Annotated in this window: 12 protein-coding genes and 2 pseudogenes; 1 reads left to right on the top strand and 13 read right to left on the bottom strand. The window is 57.5% G+C overall.

Annotation, left to right across the window (positions count from 1 at the left end; genetic code table 11):
* Positions 1-2: 2 nt before the first annotated feature.
* The 11 genes and pseudogenes from RX972_RS08120 to RX972_RS08075 all read right to left on the bottom strand — a co-directional run bounded on the left by RX972_RS08120 (position 3) and on the right by RX972_RS08075 (position 11959).
* Positions 3-1487, bottom strand: coding sequence for a chemotaxis protein CheW (locus tag RX972_RS08120; protein ID WP_316873937.1), 1485 nt, complete (start codon positions 1485-1487; stop codon positions 3-5).
* A pseudogene (locus RX972_RS29450) lies at positions 1484-1966 on the bottom strand (methyl-accepting chemotaxis protein); the annotation flags it as partial. The pseudogene RX972_RS29450 and the gene RX972_RS08120, both read right to left, overlap by 4 nt.
* 159 nt (positions 1967-2125) lie before the next feature.
* Positions 2126-3565, bottom strand: a pseudogene (locus RX972_RS08115) (PAS domain-containing protein); the annotation flags it as partial.
* 565 nt (positions 3566-4130) lie between these two features.
* Positions 4131-4526, bottom strand: a complete 396-nt coding sequence (pcaC, locus tag RX972_RS08110) for a 4-carboxymuconolactone decarboxylase (RefSeq protein WP_027900854.1) — start codon at positions 4524-4526, stop codon at positions 4131-4133.
* 14 nt (positions 4527-4540) lie between these two features.
* The gene (gene pcaD / locus RX972_RS08105; protein WP_316873934.1) at positions 4541-5329 is read right to left on the bottom strand and encodes a 3-oxoadipate enol-lactonase; all 789 of its coding nucleotides are present in this window, start codon (positions 5327-5329) and stop codon (positions 4541-4543) included.
* 147 nt (positions 5330-5476) lie between these two features.
* A complete protein-coding gene (locus RX972_RS08100) occupies positions 5477-6829 on the bottom strand; it encodes a 3-carboxy-cis,cis-muconate cycloisomerase (RefSeq protein WP_316873932.1) in 1353 nt (450 codons plus the stop codon).
* Between the two features lie 16 nt (positions 6830-6845).
* Complete coding sequence (locus RX972_RS08095; protein WP_027900851.1) at positions 6846-8195, bottom strand: MFS transporter; 1350 nt, start codon at positions 8193-8195, stop codon at positions 6846-6848.
* A gap of 304 nt (positions 8196-8499) precedes the next feature.
* Positions 8500-9102, bottom strand: coding sequence for a protocatechuate 3,4-dioxygenase subunit alpha (gene pcaG, locus RX972_RS08090; RefSeq protein ID WP_316873929.1), 603 nt, complete (start codon positions 9100-9102; stop codon positions 8500-8502).
* A gap of 12 nt (positions 9103-9114) precedes the next feature.
* A complete protein-coding gene (gene pcaH, locus RX972_RS08085) occupies positions 9115-9834 on the bottom strand; it encodes a protocatechuate 3,4-dioxygenase subunit beta (RefSeq protein WP_027898127.1) in 720 nt (239 codons plus the stop codon).
* A gap of 110 nt (positions 9835-9944) precedes the next feature.
* On the bottom strand, positions 9945-10874 hold the full coding sequence (gene pcaQ, locus RX972_RS08080) for a pca operon transcription factor PcaQ (RefSeq protein ID WP_316873925.1): 930 nt from the start codon (positions 10872-10874) through the stop codon (positions 9945-9947).
* Positions 10875-11086: 212 nt separating this feature from the next.
* Positions 11087-11959 (bottom strand): helix-turn-helix domain-containing protein, encoded by an 873-nt coding sequence (locus RX972_RS08075; protein ID WP_316873923.1) that lies wholly within the window; start codon positions 11957-11959, stop codon positions 11087-11089.
* A 122-nt stretch (positions 11960-12081) separates the two neighbouring features.
* Here RX972_RS08075 and pobA point away from each other — a divergent pair, with 122 nt between their 5' ends.
* Positions 12082-13266 carry a 4-hydroxybenzoate 3-monooxygenase gene (pobA, locus tag RX972_RS08070; protein ID WP_316873921.1) on the top strand — a complete coding sequence of 395 codons (1185 nt, stop codon included), beginning with the start codon at positions 12082-12084 and terminating at the stop codon, positions 13264-13266.
* Positions 13267-13749: 483 nt separating this feature from the next.
* Here the strand turns inward: pobA and RX972_RS08065 are convergent, their stop codons facing one another.
* Both RX972_RS08065 and RX972_RS08060 read right to left on the bottom strand, forming a co-directional pair.
* Positions 13750-14439, bottom strand: coding sequence for a dihydrofolate reductase family protein (locus RX972_RS08065; RefSeq protein ID WP_316873919.1), 690 nt, complete (start codon positions 14437-14439; stop codon positions 13750-13752).
* A gap of 369 nt (positions 14440-14808) precedes the next feature.
* Positions 14809-16707, bottom strand: a complete 1899-nt coding sequence (locus RX972_RS08060) for a methyl-accepting chemotaxis protein (RefSeq protein WP_122395303.1) — start codon at positions 16705-16707, stop codon at positions 14809-14811.
* Positions 16708-16784: the final 77 nt, after the last annotated feature.

Here is a 16784-nt window from a genome sequence, read left to right as displayed (position 1 = left end):
TGTCAGGCAACGGCACTGGCAGGTTGCAGTAACCTTGCCTCCAGTTGCCGGGCGATGCCCTGCAGGTCCATTAGCGTGGCGCGCCAACTGTTTGCACCACTGCCAATGCTCACCAACGAACGTGCCCGGTCATTGACCGACACCACCTTGCCCGCATTGGTCTGCCAGCCCTGAGCGAGCATCGTCGGGTCAAACTGGTTGAACGAGTCAATGGCTTCAACCTGAGACACTGCGAAGCCAAACGTCAACGTCTCTCCCCTGACCACCAACACCCGCGACAGCGGCGTGTGGGGTTGTGGCGACGATTCGATCAAGCTGCTCAGGCACACCAGTGGAAGCTGCTCGCCCCGCAGATTGAACTGCCCCAACAAGTGATTTTCCGGCTGGGCAAGGCCAATCATTTGCGTGGGTATCGAGAGGATTTCCAACACCTGACTGAGTGGCGCGACGAACTGGGTCGGCGACTTGAACAACAGGCAGGCCTGACGCATGACCGCTTTCGCCTTGCTGGCACGACTCTCTGATGACTGCGGCTGGGTCTGGTAAAGCTCGGCGTAGTTCTTGACTCCGGATCGCTCCAGCAGAGACTGATGATTGATCAGGACAGCCTGCAATCCGTCACCGAGGTTCATCACACCGGCCAACAACTCTGGCTCCCGCAAGCCATAGACGGGCATCGGCAGCAGGCTTTGCGGGTCCCGACGTTCAATGGCGACCATACGATCGTAGCCAAACCCAGACACCCTGCCGTCGGTGGCCGTCAGCAACAGAAGCTGGCTCTTGACCTGCACGTTACTGCAGTCAAAACCCAATACCTGAGACAAACTCAGGACCGGAATTTTAGTATCACGAATCACGGTGACGCCCAGGCAATAGCCATTCCCGAAATCGGTCGGCGCGACCTGCGGCTTGTCCACCAACTCAGTGACCACGCTGGCATCAATGCTGAAATGCTGCCCGTCACACTCAAACACCAGGTAATGCCGCAACTGGCTTTTCGCTTGCAACGTATCGCGACTGATCGGCCCTGCCGCCGTATCTGCGGCAAACAGCACGCCGGGCAAGCTGGCGAGAAACGCCAGGTCCAGCATGTAGATCAAGCGACTGTCATCACCAGCCATGATCAGCGTGGGTATCAGCCCGCTGCCCTGGCCGCCCGGCCCCAACGGACAGAGCTGAGAGTCGGCGGCCTTGACGATGTCGCAGACGGCATCAATGGCGACGCCCAACAAGCCGCCGTTGTACTTGAGGATGGCGACCAGCGGAGTTGGCGTTTGCTCTGCCCTGTCGTCGCTGAGCAAAGATCGCAGATCCACAAGCGGAACCGGTCTGCCACGCAAGGTAAAAACCCCAGCCAACACACCGCGCGTCACCGGATGGCGCTGCAGATTGGTCGGCCAGTGAACGGCTTCCATCAACGAGGTGGCTTCGATGCCCAGAAACGCACCGTTTATCTGCACCACGCCGTAGGCGCGCAGCGTGTTCATGCAGGCAGCCCGGAAGGTTTGCTGGCTCGGGCACTGACATTCACAGCACCTTGCTCATTGCCAACCTTGGTCTGGTGCAGTTCGAAAATCAGCGTTTCTACCTGGCCTGCTGAATCCATTTGCTTGGCGGTTGCGGCATTGATGCTGTCGATGGCCACGGTGGTCTCGTTGACGCCTTTGACGATCTGCTCGAACGCACTGCCTGCACTCAGGGAAATCTCGCTGCCGGATTTTATCCGGCTGACGGTTTCTAGAATCAGTTTGTTGATTTCCTTGGTGGCCTGGGAGGACTTCTCGGCCAGCTTGCGCACCTCATCAGCCACCACCGAGAAGCCCAAGCCATGCTCACCGGCCCTTGCGGCTTCGATGGCTGCGTTGAACGCGAGCATGTTGGTCTGGCTGGCGATTTCACTGATGACCTGAATGATGTCCTGAATGTCTTCAGCAGACTTGCCAATCATGGTCATGGCTTCGGCTGCCCGGACCAGCGTTTCCGAGCCCTGACTGGCCTGTTCACGGGTCAGTCTGGCCAGGTCAGTGGCCTGATCAGTGCTCTGCGCCACATAGGAAATGGCGCTCATCAGGTTTTGCACTGAAGCGTCCATGGCTCGGGTTTTAGCTTCGATGGCTTCTTCCAGTTCGACCTGTTGAGTGATGTCCGTGGCGAACTTCACCACTTTATAAGGCTTGCCATCGCTGTCGAACACCGGGTTGTAAGTCGCCTGAATCCAGATGTGCTGGCCGAACTTGCTCAAGCGCATGAAACGTCCGGAGAAAAACTGCCCTTGAGACAAGTCATGCCAGAACTCGCGATAGGCCGTGCTGCGCACATACTCTTCCTCGCAGAAAATCCGGTGGTGCTGACCACGCAGCTCTTGCAGGCTGTAACCCAGCGACTTGAGGAAGTTGGCGTTAGCATCAAGGATATTGCCCGCCATATCGAACTCGATAACTGCTTGCGCGCGATCAATCGCATTGACCTTGCCCTGGCGCTCAGCGCTGCTTTCTTTTATTTCGGTGACATCCAGCGCGAACTTGACCACTTTGTAAGGCTGGCCATGGGAGTTGAGAATCGGGTTGTAAGTGGCCTGAATCCAGATCTCCTTGCCGTCTTTGCGCTTGCGTCGATATTCATTGGTGTCGTATTCGCCGCGACCAAGTTTTTCCCAGAACTCGCGATAGCCCATGCTGGAACCAAACTCTTCGGTGCAGAACATCCGGTGCGGCTGGCCGATCACTTCGTCCAGCTCATAACCAAACACGGCGAGGAAGTTAGGGTTCGCAGACAGGACTTTGCCAGTCAGGTCAAATTCGATAACTGCCTGAGAACGCTCGATGGCAGTGACCTTGCCGACGAACTCAGCATTGCGGGCCCGCACTTCAGTCACATCGTTGGCAAACTTCACGACCTTGTAAGGACGACCATCGGGGTCAAAAATAGGGTTGTAGGTGGCACTGATCCAGACTTCACGCCCGCCCTTGCCCAGCCGCATGTACTCGCCTGAATCGTATTCACCGCGCTCAAGCTTGGCCCAGAAGGCCCGATAGGCCGGGCTGTTGAGGTATTGGTCATCGCAGAACATGCGATGGTGCTGGCCCAGCACTTCGTCCAGACGGTAGCCGAGCACCTTCAGGAAGTTCTCATTGGCTGCAAGCACCCGACCATTCAGATCAAACTCGATCACGCCTTGAGAACGCTGAATAGCTTCGACTTTGCCTTCGTATTCCGCGTTGCGCATGCGCTGATCGGTAATATCCGTGGCAAACTTCACCACTTTGAATGGCTCGCCAGCCTGATTGAGAATCGGGTTATAAGTCGCCTGAAGCCAGATTTCCTTGCCGCCCTTACCCAGCCTTTTGTATTGCCCCTGATCAAATTTCCCGGTCGCCAGCGATCGCCAGAACTCGGCATATTCGGGGCTGGAAGCGTATTCCGGAGTACAGAACATACGGTGATGGCGGCCCTGCACTTCTTCGAGACGATAGCCCACCCTGTCGAGAAAATTGGCGTTGGCCTGCAGGATGTTGCCTTCCAGATCAAACTCGATCATTGCCTGGGAATGATTGATGGCATTCATCAAAGAGTTCAGATCGATGGCAGAGTCGACAGACGAGTTTGCGGAAGGAGTGGACATGGGCGGGTCTCGAAAAGGGAGCGATCATCGGGTTCTTATTGTTTCGTTGTCGGCCCTGACTGAAACTTCCTTAATAAAACATCACCATCATCCGATCAGCGGGGTGGCTATGTGCCATTAATGATGAATTGAGCGTAACTTACGTCATTCCGCGGCGCTTGATAATCGTTATTTTCAATGGACACGATAATATTTTTTGGAACTTTTCCATTAACGTCACGGTCAGGCCCGCCGAGGCATACACGCGGCGCCACTGTCCAATCGCCCGCCTTGGGTTCAAACATGGATCCAATAAGCATGAGATTAAAAGTGAACCTCAGGACAACGGAGGTTAATAAACCGTTACAGCACTCATACTGAAAAGGCATAACAAACTTGAGTGATATCGCAAAAAAAAGCCGCCCGACTCATCAGTCATTAAGCGGCCTTAACTTCCTTACCTACGTTATTTACTGCTGACTCAATGCACTACCTGCGAATTGCAGCTTGCAGCATTGAGCGACCATCCTTACTTTTCCAGCGACTCGACACCCATTTCGTCCCAGACCTCTTCCGCCAGATGGAACGTAGCGTTGGCCGCCGGAATACCGCAGTAGATTGCGCTCTGCATCAGCACTTCCTTGATCTCTTCTCGAGTCACACCATTGTGCTTCGCAGCCTTCAGGTGCAGGCGCAGTTCGCCTTCGCGGTTCATGCCGATCAGCATGGCGATCGTCACCAGGCTTCGGGTGTGACGCGGCAGACCGGGGCGAGTCCAGATGTCGCCCCAGGCGTGGCGGGTGATCATCTCCTGAAACTCTTCATTGAACGGCGTGAGTTTCTTCAGGCTGTTGTCCACGTGGGCATCGCCCAACACAGCACGGCGCACTTGCATGCCGGCTTCGTAACGTTGTTTTTCGTCCATTGGAAACTCCGGGTTCAGGCTTTCAAGAAGGTCACGACGCGCTCACCAAATTCACTTCCCGCTTCGATGCTGGAAAGATGCGCAGCATGAAATTCGGCGTATTCGGCACCGGCGATGTGCTCGGTCAGAAAACGTCCGTCGGCAGGTGTGGTGACCGCGTCCTGGGTGCCGCAGACCACCAGCACCGGCAGCGTGATTGCGCTGATCTGTTCACGGAAGTCCGCGTCGCGTAACGCTGCGCAGTTGGCGGCATAGCCCTGAGGTGAGGTCTGGGCCAGCATGTCCACCACCGGCTCCACCCGCTGCGGCTCGGCTTTGGCAAACCCCGGGGTGAACCAGCGCGCAATTGACGCTTCGCGCAGGGCTTGCATGGCGGCTTTGCCGTCACGAAGAACGGTCTCGATACGAGGGTTCCAGACATCAGGGGTGCCGATTTTCGCGGCGGTGTTACACACCACCAGCCGTTGCACACGCTGCGGGGCATTGATCGCCAGCCACTGGCCAATCAGACCGCCCATGGACAGCCCGCAGAACAAAACGCTCGGCAGTTGCAAGGCGTCCAGCAGAGCCAATACATCGCGACCATTCTGCTCGATGCTGTAAGGCCCTTCGGTCACCAATGATTGACCATGCCCGCGCGTGTCATAGCGCAGCACCTGGAAATGCTCGGTGAACACCGGCATTTGCGAATCCCACATGCTCAGATTAGTGCCCAGCGAGTTGGACAACAGCAAAACCGGCGCGCCTTGCGGGCCATCGAGTTGGTAATGCAGATCGCCGTCGGGGAGTTGGATGAAGGGCATAGAGGGCTCCTGAAAATTGAAGATTGAATCTGGTTCCTGTGGGAGCAGAGCTTGCTCGCGATAAGGCTGACGCGATTCTGCTTGAGAGTTGTGTTGCTCTTATCGTCGGAATGCCGCCCAGAGCAAGCTCTGCTCCCACAGTTCGAGTTAAATGTTCGCCAAAGCCACCGCCCTCTCCACCCACTGCTGCGCAAGGCCCAGGTAGTTGGCGGGATCAAGCAGATGGTCCAGCTCTGCGGCTGACAGCTCGGCACTGACCTGTGGATCTGCGCCAAGCACTTCGCGCAGATGCAGCCCCTGCTGCACGGCCTGGCGGCAGCTTTGTTCAATCAGATGATGCGCAGCATCGCGACCGATGCGCTGGGCCAAGGCAATGCTGACCGCCTCGGCAAGCACCAGGCCTCGGGTGGAATCAAGATTAGTGAGCATCTGCTCCGCGTTGACTTCCAGCGCTGGAATTACCTGCAAAGCCTGTTGCAACGATCCCGACACCAGGCAACACAGTTCAGGCAGGGTTTCCCACTCGGCGTGCCACAGACCGAGGCTGCGCTCGTGCTCCTGAGGCATGGCCGCGAACATCGTTGCGACCAGCCCCGGCGCACGCACTGAAGCGCTGATCATCACCGCCGCACCGACCGGATTACGCTTGTGGGGCATGGTCGATGAACCGCCCTTGCCCGCTGCCGCCGGTTCGAAGACTTCGCCCACTTCGGTCTGCATCAACAGACTGATATCCCGGCCCATCTTGCCCAGGCTACCGGCGATCAGACCCAGCCAACTGGCGAACTCCACCAGCCGGTCGCGCTGGGTGTGCCACGGCTGCTCCGGCAAAGTCAGTTGCAGTTCACGGGCCAGTGCTTCAGCGACGGGCAATGCTTGCGCGCCCAGTGCCGCCAAGGTGCCGGACGCGCCACCAAACTGCAGGCTTAACAGCCGTGGTTTGAGCTCCTGCAAGCGCTGACGATGACGGGTTATCGCACCCAGCCAACCGGCGATTTTCATGCCGAGAGTGACCGGAGTCGCCTGCTGTAACCAGGTGCGTCCGGCCAGTGGCGTCACAGCGTAGCGCTGGGCCTGTCGGGCCAGAGATTCAGCCAGCTCGGCCAGATCCCGTTCCAGCAACACAATGGCTGCGCGCAGTTGCAGCACCAGTCCGCTGTCCATCACATCCTGGCTGGTAGCGCCCATGTGGACATAGCGTTCAGCCGTAGGATTACGTGCCGCGATCTTCTTGCCCAGCGCCTTGACCAGCGGGATTGCCGAATTACCGGCATTGCCAATCGCAATCGCCATCTCGGCAAAGTCGAACAGCTCGGCGTTGCAACTGGCCTGAATGTCTTCGACCACTTCAGCGGGAATCAACCCCGTGCTCGCCTCGGCGCGGGCCAGCGCCGCTTCGAAGTCGAGCATGCCTTGCAGCCGACCATGGTCAGAGAAGATTTCACTCATCTGCGGCTGTTTGAAGTACGCGTCGAAAAGTTGCTGACTCGATCTGTTCAAAACATGACTCCAGAATTCATGTGGCATCCGAATGGCTGACCCAGCCCTTGATCAGCACCGCAATGGCCGCCAGTGCCGCAGGCACCACCAGCGCGGTCAGTACCTGCTCGAAATTCCAGCCCAGGCCCAACAACGTGGCACCCGCCCATGCGCCGAGAATCGCGCCAAAACGGCCGATGCCCAGCATCCACGAAACGCCCGTGGCACGCCCTTGGGTAGGATAGAACCGTGCGGCCAGCGAAGGCATCGCCGATTGCGCGCCGTTGATACACATACCGGCCAGCAGCACCAGGGTCGCCAACACTGCAACGTTACCCAGGCTCTGCCCCACCAGCCAGGCGAACACGCCCGCCAGAAAATAGGCACAGCCAATCACTTTGTGCGGGTTGTACTTGTCCATGGCCCAACCCACGCCGACCGCGCTTAACACGCCGCCAAATTGAAACAGAGCCCCGATGAAGGCGGATTGTTCCATGCTCGCGCCGCTGTCGCGCATCAGGGTTGGCAACCAACTGGTCAGCAGATAAACGATGACCAGCCCCATGAAATAGGTCAGCCACAGCAATAAGGTCCCAGCGCTGTAGGTGCCGGAGAATATGACCTTCAAGACGTTACGACTGCGCACGGTTTTCTGTTCCGGCACGCTGAAGTCTTTGGCGGCGTTGACTTCCTGGCGGGAGATCGGTGCCAGCACCTTGCGAATGCGGTCCACGCCGAGATTGCGCACCACCAGAAAACGCGCCGACTCCGGCAGCCAGATCATCAGCACGACCGTGAGGATCAGCGGCAGAATCCCGCCAAGCATCAACAGGCTGTGCCAACCCATGGCGGGGATCAGTTTGGCGGAAACAAATCCGCCGCAGGCCATGCCGAGGTTGAAGCCGCAGAACATGCTGGTCACCAGCAATGATTTGAGACGCTCCGGGGTGTATTCCGAGAGCAGTGTCGTGGCGTTGGGCATCGCAGCGCCAAGGCCAAGACCGGTGAGCAGACGCAAGATCAGCAGTTGATCGATGTTGCTGCTGTAGGCCGACAGCAGGCTGAACAGACCGAACAGAAACACGGCCACGACCAGCACGACCTTACGCCCGAAACGGTCAGCCAGCGGACCGGACCCCAGCGCGCCGAAGACCATACCGATCAGCGCGGCACTCATCACCGGGCCAAGGCTGGCGCGATCAATGCCCCACTCCACACTCAACGCCGGAGCAATAAAGCCCATGGCGGCCGTGTCGAGACCATCAAGGAACACAATCAGGAAACACAGAATCACCACTCGCCACTGATAACGGGACAAGGGTTGGGCATTGATAAAGGCCTGCACATCCAGTGTGCCGGCCTCGGGCACGCGAGCCGAAAGCGTCATGGTGGTTCCTTTTATTATTATTTGGGTCGCTCGCCGCTGCGAGCGCCCTGTTTCTGATCAAACTAAATACAACTTTCTGGTCGCCCCTTTCCTGCGAGAGCGGCCTGGTATCTATGACACCGCGCTGTCGCGAAGCAGACGCGGTTTATGTGGGAGCGGTGCTTGCCCGCGATAAGGACGACGCGGTCTTGAGCATACACCGCGGTGTTCTTATCGCGGGCAAGCACCGCTCCCACATAAAAATCGCATCTATTCAGTAACTTATCATTGGCCCCTATAGGTCATGCGTCGGCTGGACGGACGATCAAAAATCGAAAAACACCGTCTCGTCTTCACCCTGCACGCGGATGTCAAAACGGTACGCCAGCTTGCCGTCGACCGTACAGCGTTTGGCGATCAGGGTTTCGCGGCGGATCGGTTGTTCGATCAGGTTCAGCACCGGATCCTTGGCGTTGGCTTCAGCTTCGTCGTCGAAATACAGCCGCGTCTGCAGATGGATATTGATGCCACGGGCAAACAGCGACACGTTGATGTGCGCTGCCATGGGCACGCCAGCCGCGTTACGCACGATGCCTGGCTTGATGGTGTTCAACAGCCACTGACCATCTTCCCCCGTGGCAGTACGACCGAAGCCGTTGAAGGGTTTTTCCGGGTCGTAAATCGGGTCGTAATGACCTTTGTGGTCGGCTTGCCAGAATTCCAGAAAGGCGTCACGAATCAGGTGGCCGTTACCATCGAAAACATTACCCAGCAGCACGATATGTTCACCCGGCGCATTGGGCAGGACCATTTCGTGAGTGATTTCCAGATCCCGGGGCGGATTGCCCGCAGCCTCCAGCGCCAGGCCGATATGCACGTACGGGCCAGCAGTTTGTGAAGGAGTTTCAGGCAGCAATTGAACCGGCATGTCATTAGCTCCTTAGCGATTTTCGAAGTGCGTCGCGCGCTGACCGCGCAGGACGATATCAAAGCGATAAGCCAGGCTGTCCATCGGATTGGCCATACCCATGTCCAGCCGGGCAATCAGACTTTGCACCGCATCCGGGTTGGCAATCGACTTGACGATCGGGCACAGCGGGATCAGCGGATCGCCTTCGAAATACAACTGGGTGATCAAGCGTGTCGCAATCGACGGACCGCTGATTGACACATGAATATGCGCCGGACGCCAGTCATTGGGACCGTTGCGCCACGGGTAAGGACCGGGTTTTACCGTGCGGAAACTGTAGTTGCCATCGCGATCGGTCAAAGCCCGACCCACGCCGCCGAAGTTCGGATCGATGGGCGCCAGATAAGCATCGCGTTTGTGGCGATAACGGCCACCCGCGTTGGCCTGCCAGATCTCGACCAGTGTGTGTGGAATCGGCTTGCCGTATTGGTCGCACACCCGCCCGGCCAGAATAATACGCTCGCCAATCGGCAGACCACCGTTGTTGAAGTTCAGCAACAGGTCGTTGTCGTGCTCGCCAAATTTGAGGTGGGAAAAGTCCGGGCCAGTGGCTTCGGAGACCGATTGCGGAATACTCACAAGGGCCTGTCGCGGGGAGCGCAGGATCGAGGTCTTGTAATCGGGGGTCAACGCTTTGGGGTGCCAGTTTCGGTCACGGACGACGAAACGACTGCTGCTCGCATCAGACATGCGGTTCTCCCTGGTTTTTATAATGAGGAGTGTTTATTGATGTCGCGCAGTTTCTCTCGACTTACCCCAAACCTGAACTGAATAAATCAAACACATCCATAACCAAATGGTTATGGATGCTCGGATTGACCATACGCCTTGCCCACTTCCTGCAAAACATCGACGCACCACTGCGCCGCTCTTGACAAAGGCAGGGCCGGATTACTGCAGATACCTACCGAGCCACCGGGCTCGCGAATGCCCAGCTCCAGCTCGTGCAGCTCACCGGTGTGCAAATCCTGCTGAACGGCGTCGAATGGCGCGATCCAGATCGCGTCGCTGCATTGCACGTAACGGCGGCTCAAGGTCAGCGACAGGGTTTCCAGCCGCTGGCGTGGCGGGCTGATTCCGCATTGCACGAACAGGCTGTCGGCAAATTTTCGAATAGTTGTGCCTGCCAAGGGCAGAACCATGGGGTAATTTTCCAGGCTTTCACGGCGCAACTTGCCCTCCAGCAACGGGTGATCGCGCCGGACGACGAGGGTCATGGATTCGCTGTAGAGGTGCTCGAAGGTCAGGCCCTGAATCTGCGGACTGTCGGTCATGCGCCCGACCACCAGATCCAGTTCACCGACCCGCAACTGCGAGAGCAGATAGGCGCTGGGGCCCGTCATGACACTGACGATCAGCGCTGGATGACGCTCATGCAGCCGACGCACCACTTCCGGGACCAGCAGGCTTTCCACCGTCGATAAAACGCCGAGCCGCGCGGTCACCGGTTCATGCTCGCCGGAACGCAGGCTGTTCACCCCTTCGCGCAGCGACTGCACACTGGGCCCGGCGAATCGCAGAAATGCCACACCCGCCTCGGTCAGCGCTGCGCCGCTTTTACTGCGCACAAACAACTGGGTTTCGAGCAGGGTTTCCAGCTCCTTGAGGGTTTTGGAAAGCGCTGGCTGGCTGATCGCCAACTGATCCGAAGCCCGCGCCAGACTGCCCTGCCGGGCAACTTCGAGGAAACACACCAGATGACGGAATTTGATTCGGGTATCGATGTTCAATTCGGTGGTCGCCTTACATTTGAATCCATTAATGGTGATACCAACGAGCGGCCTGAGTGTCCATTGGTGCGGCCAACATTGCCCCTGTAGGAGCTGCCGAAGGCTGCGATGGCGCTGGCTCAGGATAAAGGCTTAGCAGCCTTCGGCAGCTCCTACAGAAAACGCATTTCCAGTTCAAATGATTGCAGTGTGCTTGATAAGACTGCCGACTATTATCGCTGCCCCCGAAACAGCCTGGGCGACTGGCCCGTGCAGCGTTTGAAGAATCGGGAAAAGTACGCGGGCTCGGAAAACCCCAACCGGTCCGAAATCTGATTGATAGTCAGGGTGGTGTAAACCAGATCGCGTTTGGCTTCCAGCAGCAGACGTTGATTGATGATCTGCAAAGCTGACTGTTCGGTCAGCCGTCGACACAGACTGTTCAGCCAGGCTGCGCTGATATTCAGTTGTTCAGCGTAGTGTTCGATTGACCAGTGTTGGCGGAACTGCTCACCCACCAACCGGGTAAATGCCTGCAAATGCTCACGGCCTTTTTCATGGGAAGCCATCACGGATGAAGACAGTGCGCTGCTGCGCCGATCCAGCCAGATCGACAGTATGGTAATCAGCGCATGGAGCATGGAGTCCCGTCCGGATCTATGCTGCGCGTACTCTTCACTGATCGCAGTAAACAACGGATCCAGCTGCATGCGCTCCTCACTGTTCACGCCATAACAGTGGGCAACGTTCAGCGGTAAAGACGCCAGCGACGCATTCAATTGTTCCGCCAACGGCTGCGCCAGGCTGAGGATGAAACCCTGAATGTCCGGGGCAAAACTGAAGCGATGCACGCTCAACGCCGGAATCACCTGCAACGTAGCGCTTTCCACCTGACGGGTGACACCTTCGACATGCAGGGTGGCCTGGCCGGATTGCACATAAAGCAACTGCACGAGATCGCTGTGGGAGTGGGTTTGTATTTCCCAACCGTGCAGCTGACTGCGCTCTGGTATCGATTCGCAATGCAACAGGTCGGGAGTCGGCCAGAGTGTGGTTTCGCCGTAGAGCTTGAAGACCGGGACACCTTCAACCGCTGGACCACGCATGTCTGCCCTCCTCGACGAGTTATGAAAAGTCCAGAAAATGCAGCGGATAATGTCTTCTTCTCTGGATAACGGCCACTAAAAATACAGGACAGATAAAAACAACATATAAAAAAGGTTCTGCCATGAAAACCCAGATCGCCATTATTGGCTGCGGGCCGTCCGGCCTTTTACTCGGTCAATTGCTCCAGCAGGCCGGTATCGACAACGTCATCGTCGAACGCAAAAATCCCGAGCACATCCTCTCCCGAATCCGCGCTGGCGTGCTTGAACAAGGCACCGTCGACCTCCTGCGCGAGGCTGGCGTCAGCGAGCGTCTGGACAGCGAAGGCCTGCCCCACGACGGTTTCCAGCTGGCTTTCGACGGGCGCACCGAACGTATCGACCTGCATGGCCTGACCGGTGGCAAGCACGTCACGGTCTACGGCCAGACTGAGGTCACCCGAGACCTGCTGAGAGCGCGGGACGCAGCGGGCGCAGTCAGTTTCTTCGATGCCAGCAACGTTGTGCCTCATGATATGAAAACCGATGCCCCTTATCTGACCTTCGAGCACGAGGGACAGAGCACCCGTCTGGATTGTGAATACATCGCCGGGTGCGACGGATTTCATGGCGTCTCGCGGCAATCGATCCCTGCTGAAGCAGTCGAGGTATTCGAACGGGTTTATCCGTTTGGGTGGCTTGGCGTACTGGCGGACACCCCGCCCGTCAGCGAAGAGCTGATCTACGCTCGCCACGAACGCGGTTTTGCCCTGTGCAGCATGCGCTCGCCCACACGTACCCGGTATTACGTCCAGGTGGACGCAGGGGAGAAGATCGAGGATTGGCCGGATGAGCGGTTCTGGGATGAACTCAGGCACCGACTGCCCGCGGATATCGCCAATCGCCTGGTCACTGGCCCATCAATTGAAAAGAGCATCGCCCCGCTGCGTAGCTTCGTGGTCGAACCGATGCAGTATGGCCGAATGTTTTTGCTGGGTGACGCCGCGCATATCGTACCGCCCACCGGGGCCAAGGGTCTGAACCTGGCGGCCAGCGACGTCAATACGCTGTATCGCATCCTGCTCAAGGTGTATCGCGAGGGCCGCACCGATCTGTTGCAACGTTATTCGGAAATTTGTCTGCGTCGGGTGTGGAAAGCTGAGCGGTTTTCCTGGTGGATGACCTCGATGCTGCATCGCTTTCCCGAGAACGACTCATTCAGCCAGCGCCTGCAACAAACCGAGCTGGATTACTTCGTTGGCTCCGAAGCTGGCCGCCGCAGCATTGCGGAAAATTATGTGGGCCTGCCATTCGAGGATATCCACTGAATCGGGACGCTTTGAACGGCCCGATTTAGCGCGCTGCACCGCAAAGCAACTGAAAATCAAGGGAAAATCAGTATTTTTGTGGCTGTTCATTTCGTGATCATTGGCCAAAAACCGCAGCCCATATGGCTTTGGCAATGTTATCCACAGACATACCCCCACTTTTCGTGGACAACTTTTGTCTGGTTTTGTGAAGTGGATTCAGGGAGGCATAAGCGCCTCTGATTGGCAATGCAAAATCTGTACGGAGTCCTCAGGCAAAGCTGACACTGCACTGTCGCTCAGCAAACCGGGTTCTGTAGGAGCGCGGTCTGGGCCGCATCCGGACGATCCGGTACGTCAGCGAAAGTTATATCGCCTGACCAGACGCAATCGCGGGCAAGCGCGCTCCTACAGCGGAAAGCATTCCAGTTCGAATCGCGAGCAAGGTTTCGCGCCACACCGATCAGTGTTACAGGATCGGTGTGGCTGCGAGGCAGAGCCACTTTAAGCCTGCGTCTTGTACCGCAACCAGACCCCGCCCTCGTCCTGAACCTCGGCCGACACCAGTTTCAGATAAGCCGGCTGCTTCCAGGCCTCGGTCGATACCTCAAAGGAGGCTGGATGCTCGCCTCTGCCGTCGATCAAAGGCAGCAGCAAAACGCTGACTTCGTCCACCAGCCCGGCATTCAGGAACGAACCGCTGACATGGGGTCCACCTTCGACAATCAGACGCTTGCGACCCAGTTCGCTGGCGAGAATGTCGACGACTTTTTTCAGGTCGATGTCAGTCTTGCCGCCAAAAATGTAGGACACATTGATGGATTGCAGATACGCAAGGTAATCGTCTTCCACGGACTCGCAGACCACTTCGACCACATGGGAGCCCAGCGCCTGGTTGCTCTTCCAGGCTACTTTGCCGTGTGGATCGATGGAGATGGCGTAAGTTTCTGCATTGCGGTCAGCGAAATGATGGGTACGTGGCACCGGGGATTTGGCCAGCCCACGAGGGTAATCGTCGCCGTGAGAGATTTCCTGCATGGTCACGCGGCCGCAGATCCAGGCATCGAAATTGAACGTCTTTGCCAGCTCCTCATAGAGATCGCCAGCGGCATTCTTGAAAGGCCGCTCCCAGCCATCAGTCAGCGCGTGGCCGTCCAGGGAGGACATCATGTGGCAGATAACATAAGGCTTCATGGTAGTGCTCCGGGCAGGTGACTTCGCCAGACAATGGCGTTGTATTACCGACCCGTAGCGTTTGGGGATAGTTCGATTGACGACGGTGCCAACGTCATCGGAGCCTTCGGCATCTCTTATCCAACAACGCACAACCCGATGAATTCAAGAGCAACTTTCTGTAGGAGCGCGCTTGGTCTGGGCCGCATCCGGACGATTCGGTCTTTCATTCGATAAATATATTGCCTGTGCTGACGCAATCGTCCGGATGCGGCCCAGACCAAGCGCGCTCCTACAGGTCTCCGGTCGCTGCGCGACAGCGTGGTGTCAGGGACATTGGTGTATTCCTACAAGTCAGTTCGCGGTGCCTTGGACACCGCGAGTGGCCCATCAAAGCTTGAACTTGCCCACCATGCTTTGCAGGTGCACACCCAACCGCGCCAGCTCAACGCTGGACGCTGCGGTCTCTTCACTGGCGGCGGAGGTCTGCTCGGAAATATCCCGGACATTGAGCACGCTGCGGTTGATTTCGTCGGCCACGGCCGTTTGCTGTTCGGCTGCTGCGGCGATCTGCTGATTCATCAGCTCGATGGATGAAACCGAACGTGTGATGCTCACCAGAGAGGTAGCGGCACGTTGAGTCAGCTCTACGCTGCTGTCGGTCAGCGAGCGGCTGTTTTCCAGAATCGTCGCAACACGCTGAGTACCAGTGTGCAACCCGGTGATCAGGCCTTCGATCTCTTCGGTGGAGGTTTGGGTACGTTGCGCCAGGCTGCGGACTTCGTCGGCTACCACCGCAAAACCACGACCGGCTTCACCGGCACGTGCCGCTTCAATGGCAGCGTTGAGAGCCAGCAGGTTGGTTTGCTGCGCCACCGACTTGATCACGTCCAGCACGCTACCGATCTTGTCGCTTTCGCTTTTCAGATCGTTCATGGCGACGGTGGAGTGGCTCACTTCTTCAGCCAGTCGACCAATCTGTTGCATGGCCTGGGTCACCACTTCATCGCCCTGCTTCGCTTCGCGGCTGGCGTTGATGGCGGCTTCGGAAGCTTCTTCGGCGTTGCGGGCGACTTCCTGCACCGTAGCGGTCATTTCGTTCATGGCCGTGGCGACCTGATCGGTTTCCACCTTCTGGCTATTAACGCCCGCGCTGGTTTGCTCAGTCACCGCCGACAGTTGCTCGGCAGCACTGGCGATCTGCACTACGCCATCACTGATACCGCCAATCAGATCACGCAGCCCCACAGTCATGCGCTGCATGCTGGTTTGCAACTGGCCCAGCTCGTCTTTGCGAGTCACCGCCATGTTGTGGCTGAGGTCACCGCTGGCGACGAACTCGGCGTTGCGCAGGGTTTCCATCAGCGGGCCGACGATCAGACGAGTGATAACCCAGGCAGCCAGAATACCGAACAACAACGCGGCGATGGTTGCGCCTGCCAGAAACATATTGGCGTCATTCACGTCGTTGGTGCGCAGCACGATCTGGTTGGCAGTCATTTTCTTGCTGGCTTCCAGCAAGCGGGTCACGTCGTCCGTCAAGGCAATCTGCGCCTGCTGGGCCTTGGTCACGCTTTCGCTGAACTGCCCGATCGCAGCCCGAAAGGCGACCAACGCCTGATCAATGCCTTGAATGGCTTGAGGTGAAGCCTGATTGAGGTTTTTCAGGTTGTTCCGTGCGGCATCCACAGCGGCGAGTGCTGGTTGCAGGTATTCAGGCTTGGTGCTGTAGGTGTAAGTCTGGGCGTGAGAGCGTGCCTGTTGAATGAGGCGATTCTGCGCGGTCATGGCCCGGGCCTGAGGGTCCGCCTCACCCGCCTGATCCTGAATTTTTTCCAGCTCAGAGATCATCGTATCAACCTGAGCGCTGATCGAGCCGCGCGCCGCTTCACGACTTTGGGTTGCCTGAACGAAATCGTTGAAATGGGTTTTGTAAACCGTCACAGAGTCACTGACTTCGCCAATCAGGCCAAGGCTGGCACCGGTGACAAAAAAGGTTTTCATCTCGCGGGTCTGGTTTTCCAGCTTGGTGATGTAACTGGTGACCGCAGCGGCACGTTCGGCATCCGGGTTGAGCATGTAGCTCAGTCGGGCGATGCGCAGGTCGCGCGCCTGCTCATTGAGCGTGGCGATAGATGCCACCTTGTTGCCACGCTCGGTCAACGACTGTAGACCGGACCAGCCGGTAAAGGCGATTAAACACGTGAGGATCAGCACCAGAGCGAAGCCTAGTGAAAGTTTTGCTTTGACACTGATATTCGCCAGTGTTGTGTTAATCGCTGTGAGCATAGAACCGTCCGGGAATGATGAGGTTGATGAGGGCGGCCCTGCTCTCTTGGATGCGCATCCATTTGCGCGACATCAAA

It is taken from the genome of Pseudomonas syringae group sp. J309-1 (assembly GCF_032582135.1).
Taxonomy (GTDB): Bacteria; Pseudomonadota; Gammaproteobacteria; order Pseudomonadales; family Pseudomonadaceae; genus Aquipseudomonas; species Aquipseudomonas quasicaspiana.
The sequence above is the reverse complement of the archived record's forward strand: the minus strand, read 5'-3'. Positions and strand labels throughout refer to the sequence as shown.

Bases quoted from the DNA above. Each gene is read 5' to 3' on its own strand.
- RX972_RS08065 (WP_316873919.1), bottom strand. From the start codon at position 14,439: ATGAAGCCTTATGTTATCTGCCACATGATGTCCTCCCTGGACGGCCAC.
- pcaC (WP_027900854.1), bottom strand. From the start codon at position 4,526: ATGGACGAAAAACAACGTTACGAAGCCGGCATGCAAGTGCGCCGTGCT.
- pcaH (WP_027898127.1), bottom strand. From the start codon at position 9,834: ATGTCTGATGCGAGCAGCAGTCGTTTCGTCGTCCGTGACCGAAACTGG.
- pcaD (WP_316873934.1), bottom strand. From the start codon at position 5,329: ATGCCCTTCATCCAACTCCCCGACGGCGATCTGCATTACCAACTCGAT.
- RX972_RS08120 (WP_316873937.1), bottom strand. From the start codon at position 1,487: ATGAACACGCTGCGCGCCTACGGCGTGGTGCAGATAAACGGTGCGTTT.
- RX972_RS08075 (WP_316873923.1), bottom strand. From the start codon at position 11,959: ATGCGTGGTCCAGCGGTTGAAGGTGTCCCGGTCTTCAAGCTCTACGGC.
- pcaG (WP_316873929.1), bottom strand. From the start codon at position 9,102: ATGCCGGTTCAATTGCTGCCTGAAACTCCTTCACAAACTGCTGGCCCG.
- RX972_RS08095 (WP_027900851.1), bottom strand. From the start codon at position 8,195: ATGACGCTTTCGGCTCGCGTGCCCGAGGCCGGCACACTGGATGTGCAG.
- RX972_RS08060 (WP_122395303.1), bottom strand. From the start codon at position 16,707: ATGCTCACAGCGATTAACACAACACTGGCGAATATCAGTGTCAAAGCA.
- pobA (WP_316873921.1), top strand. From the start codon at position 12,082: ATGAAAACCCAGATCGCCATTATTGGCTGCGGGCCGTCCGGCCTTTTA.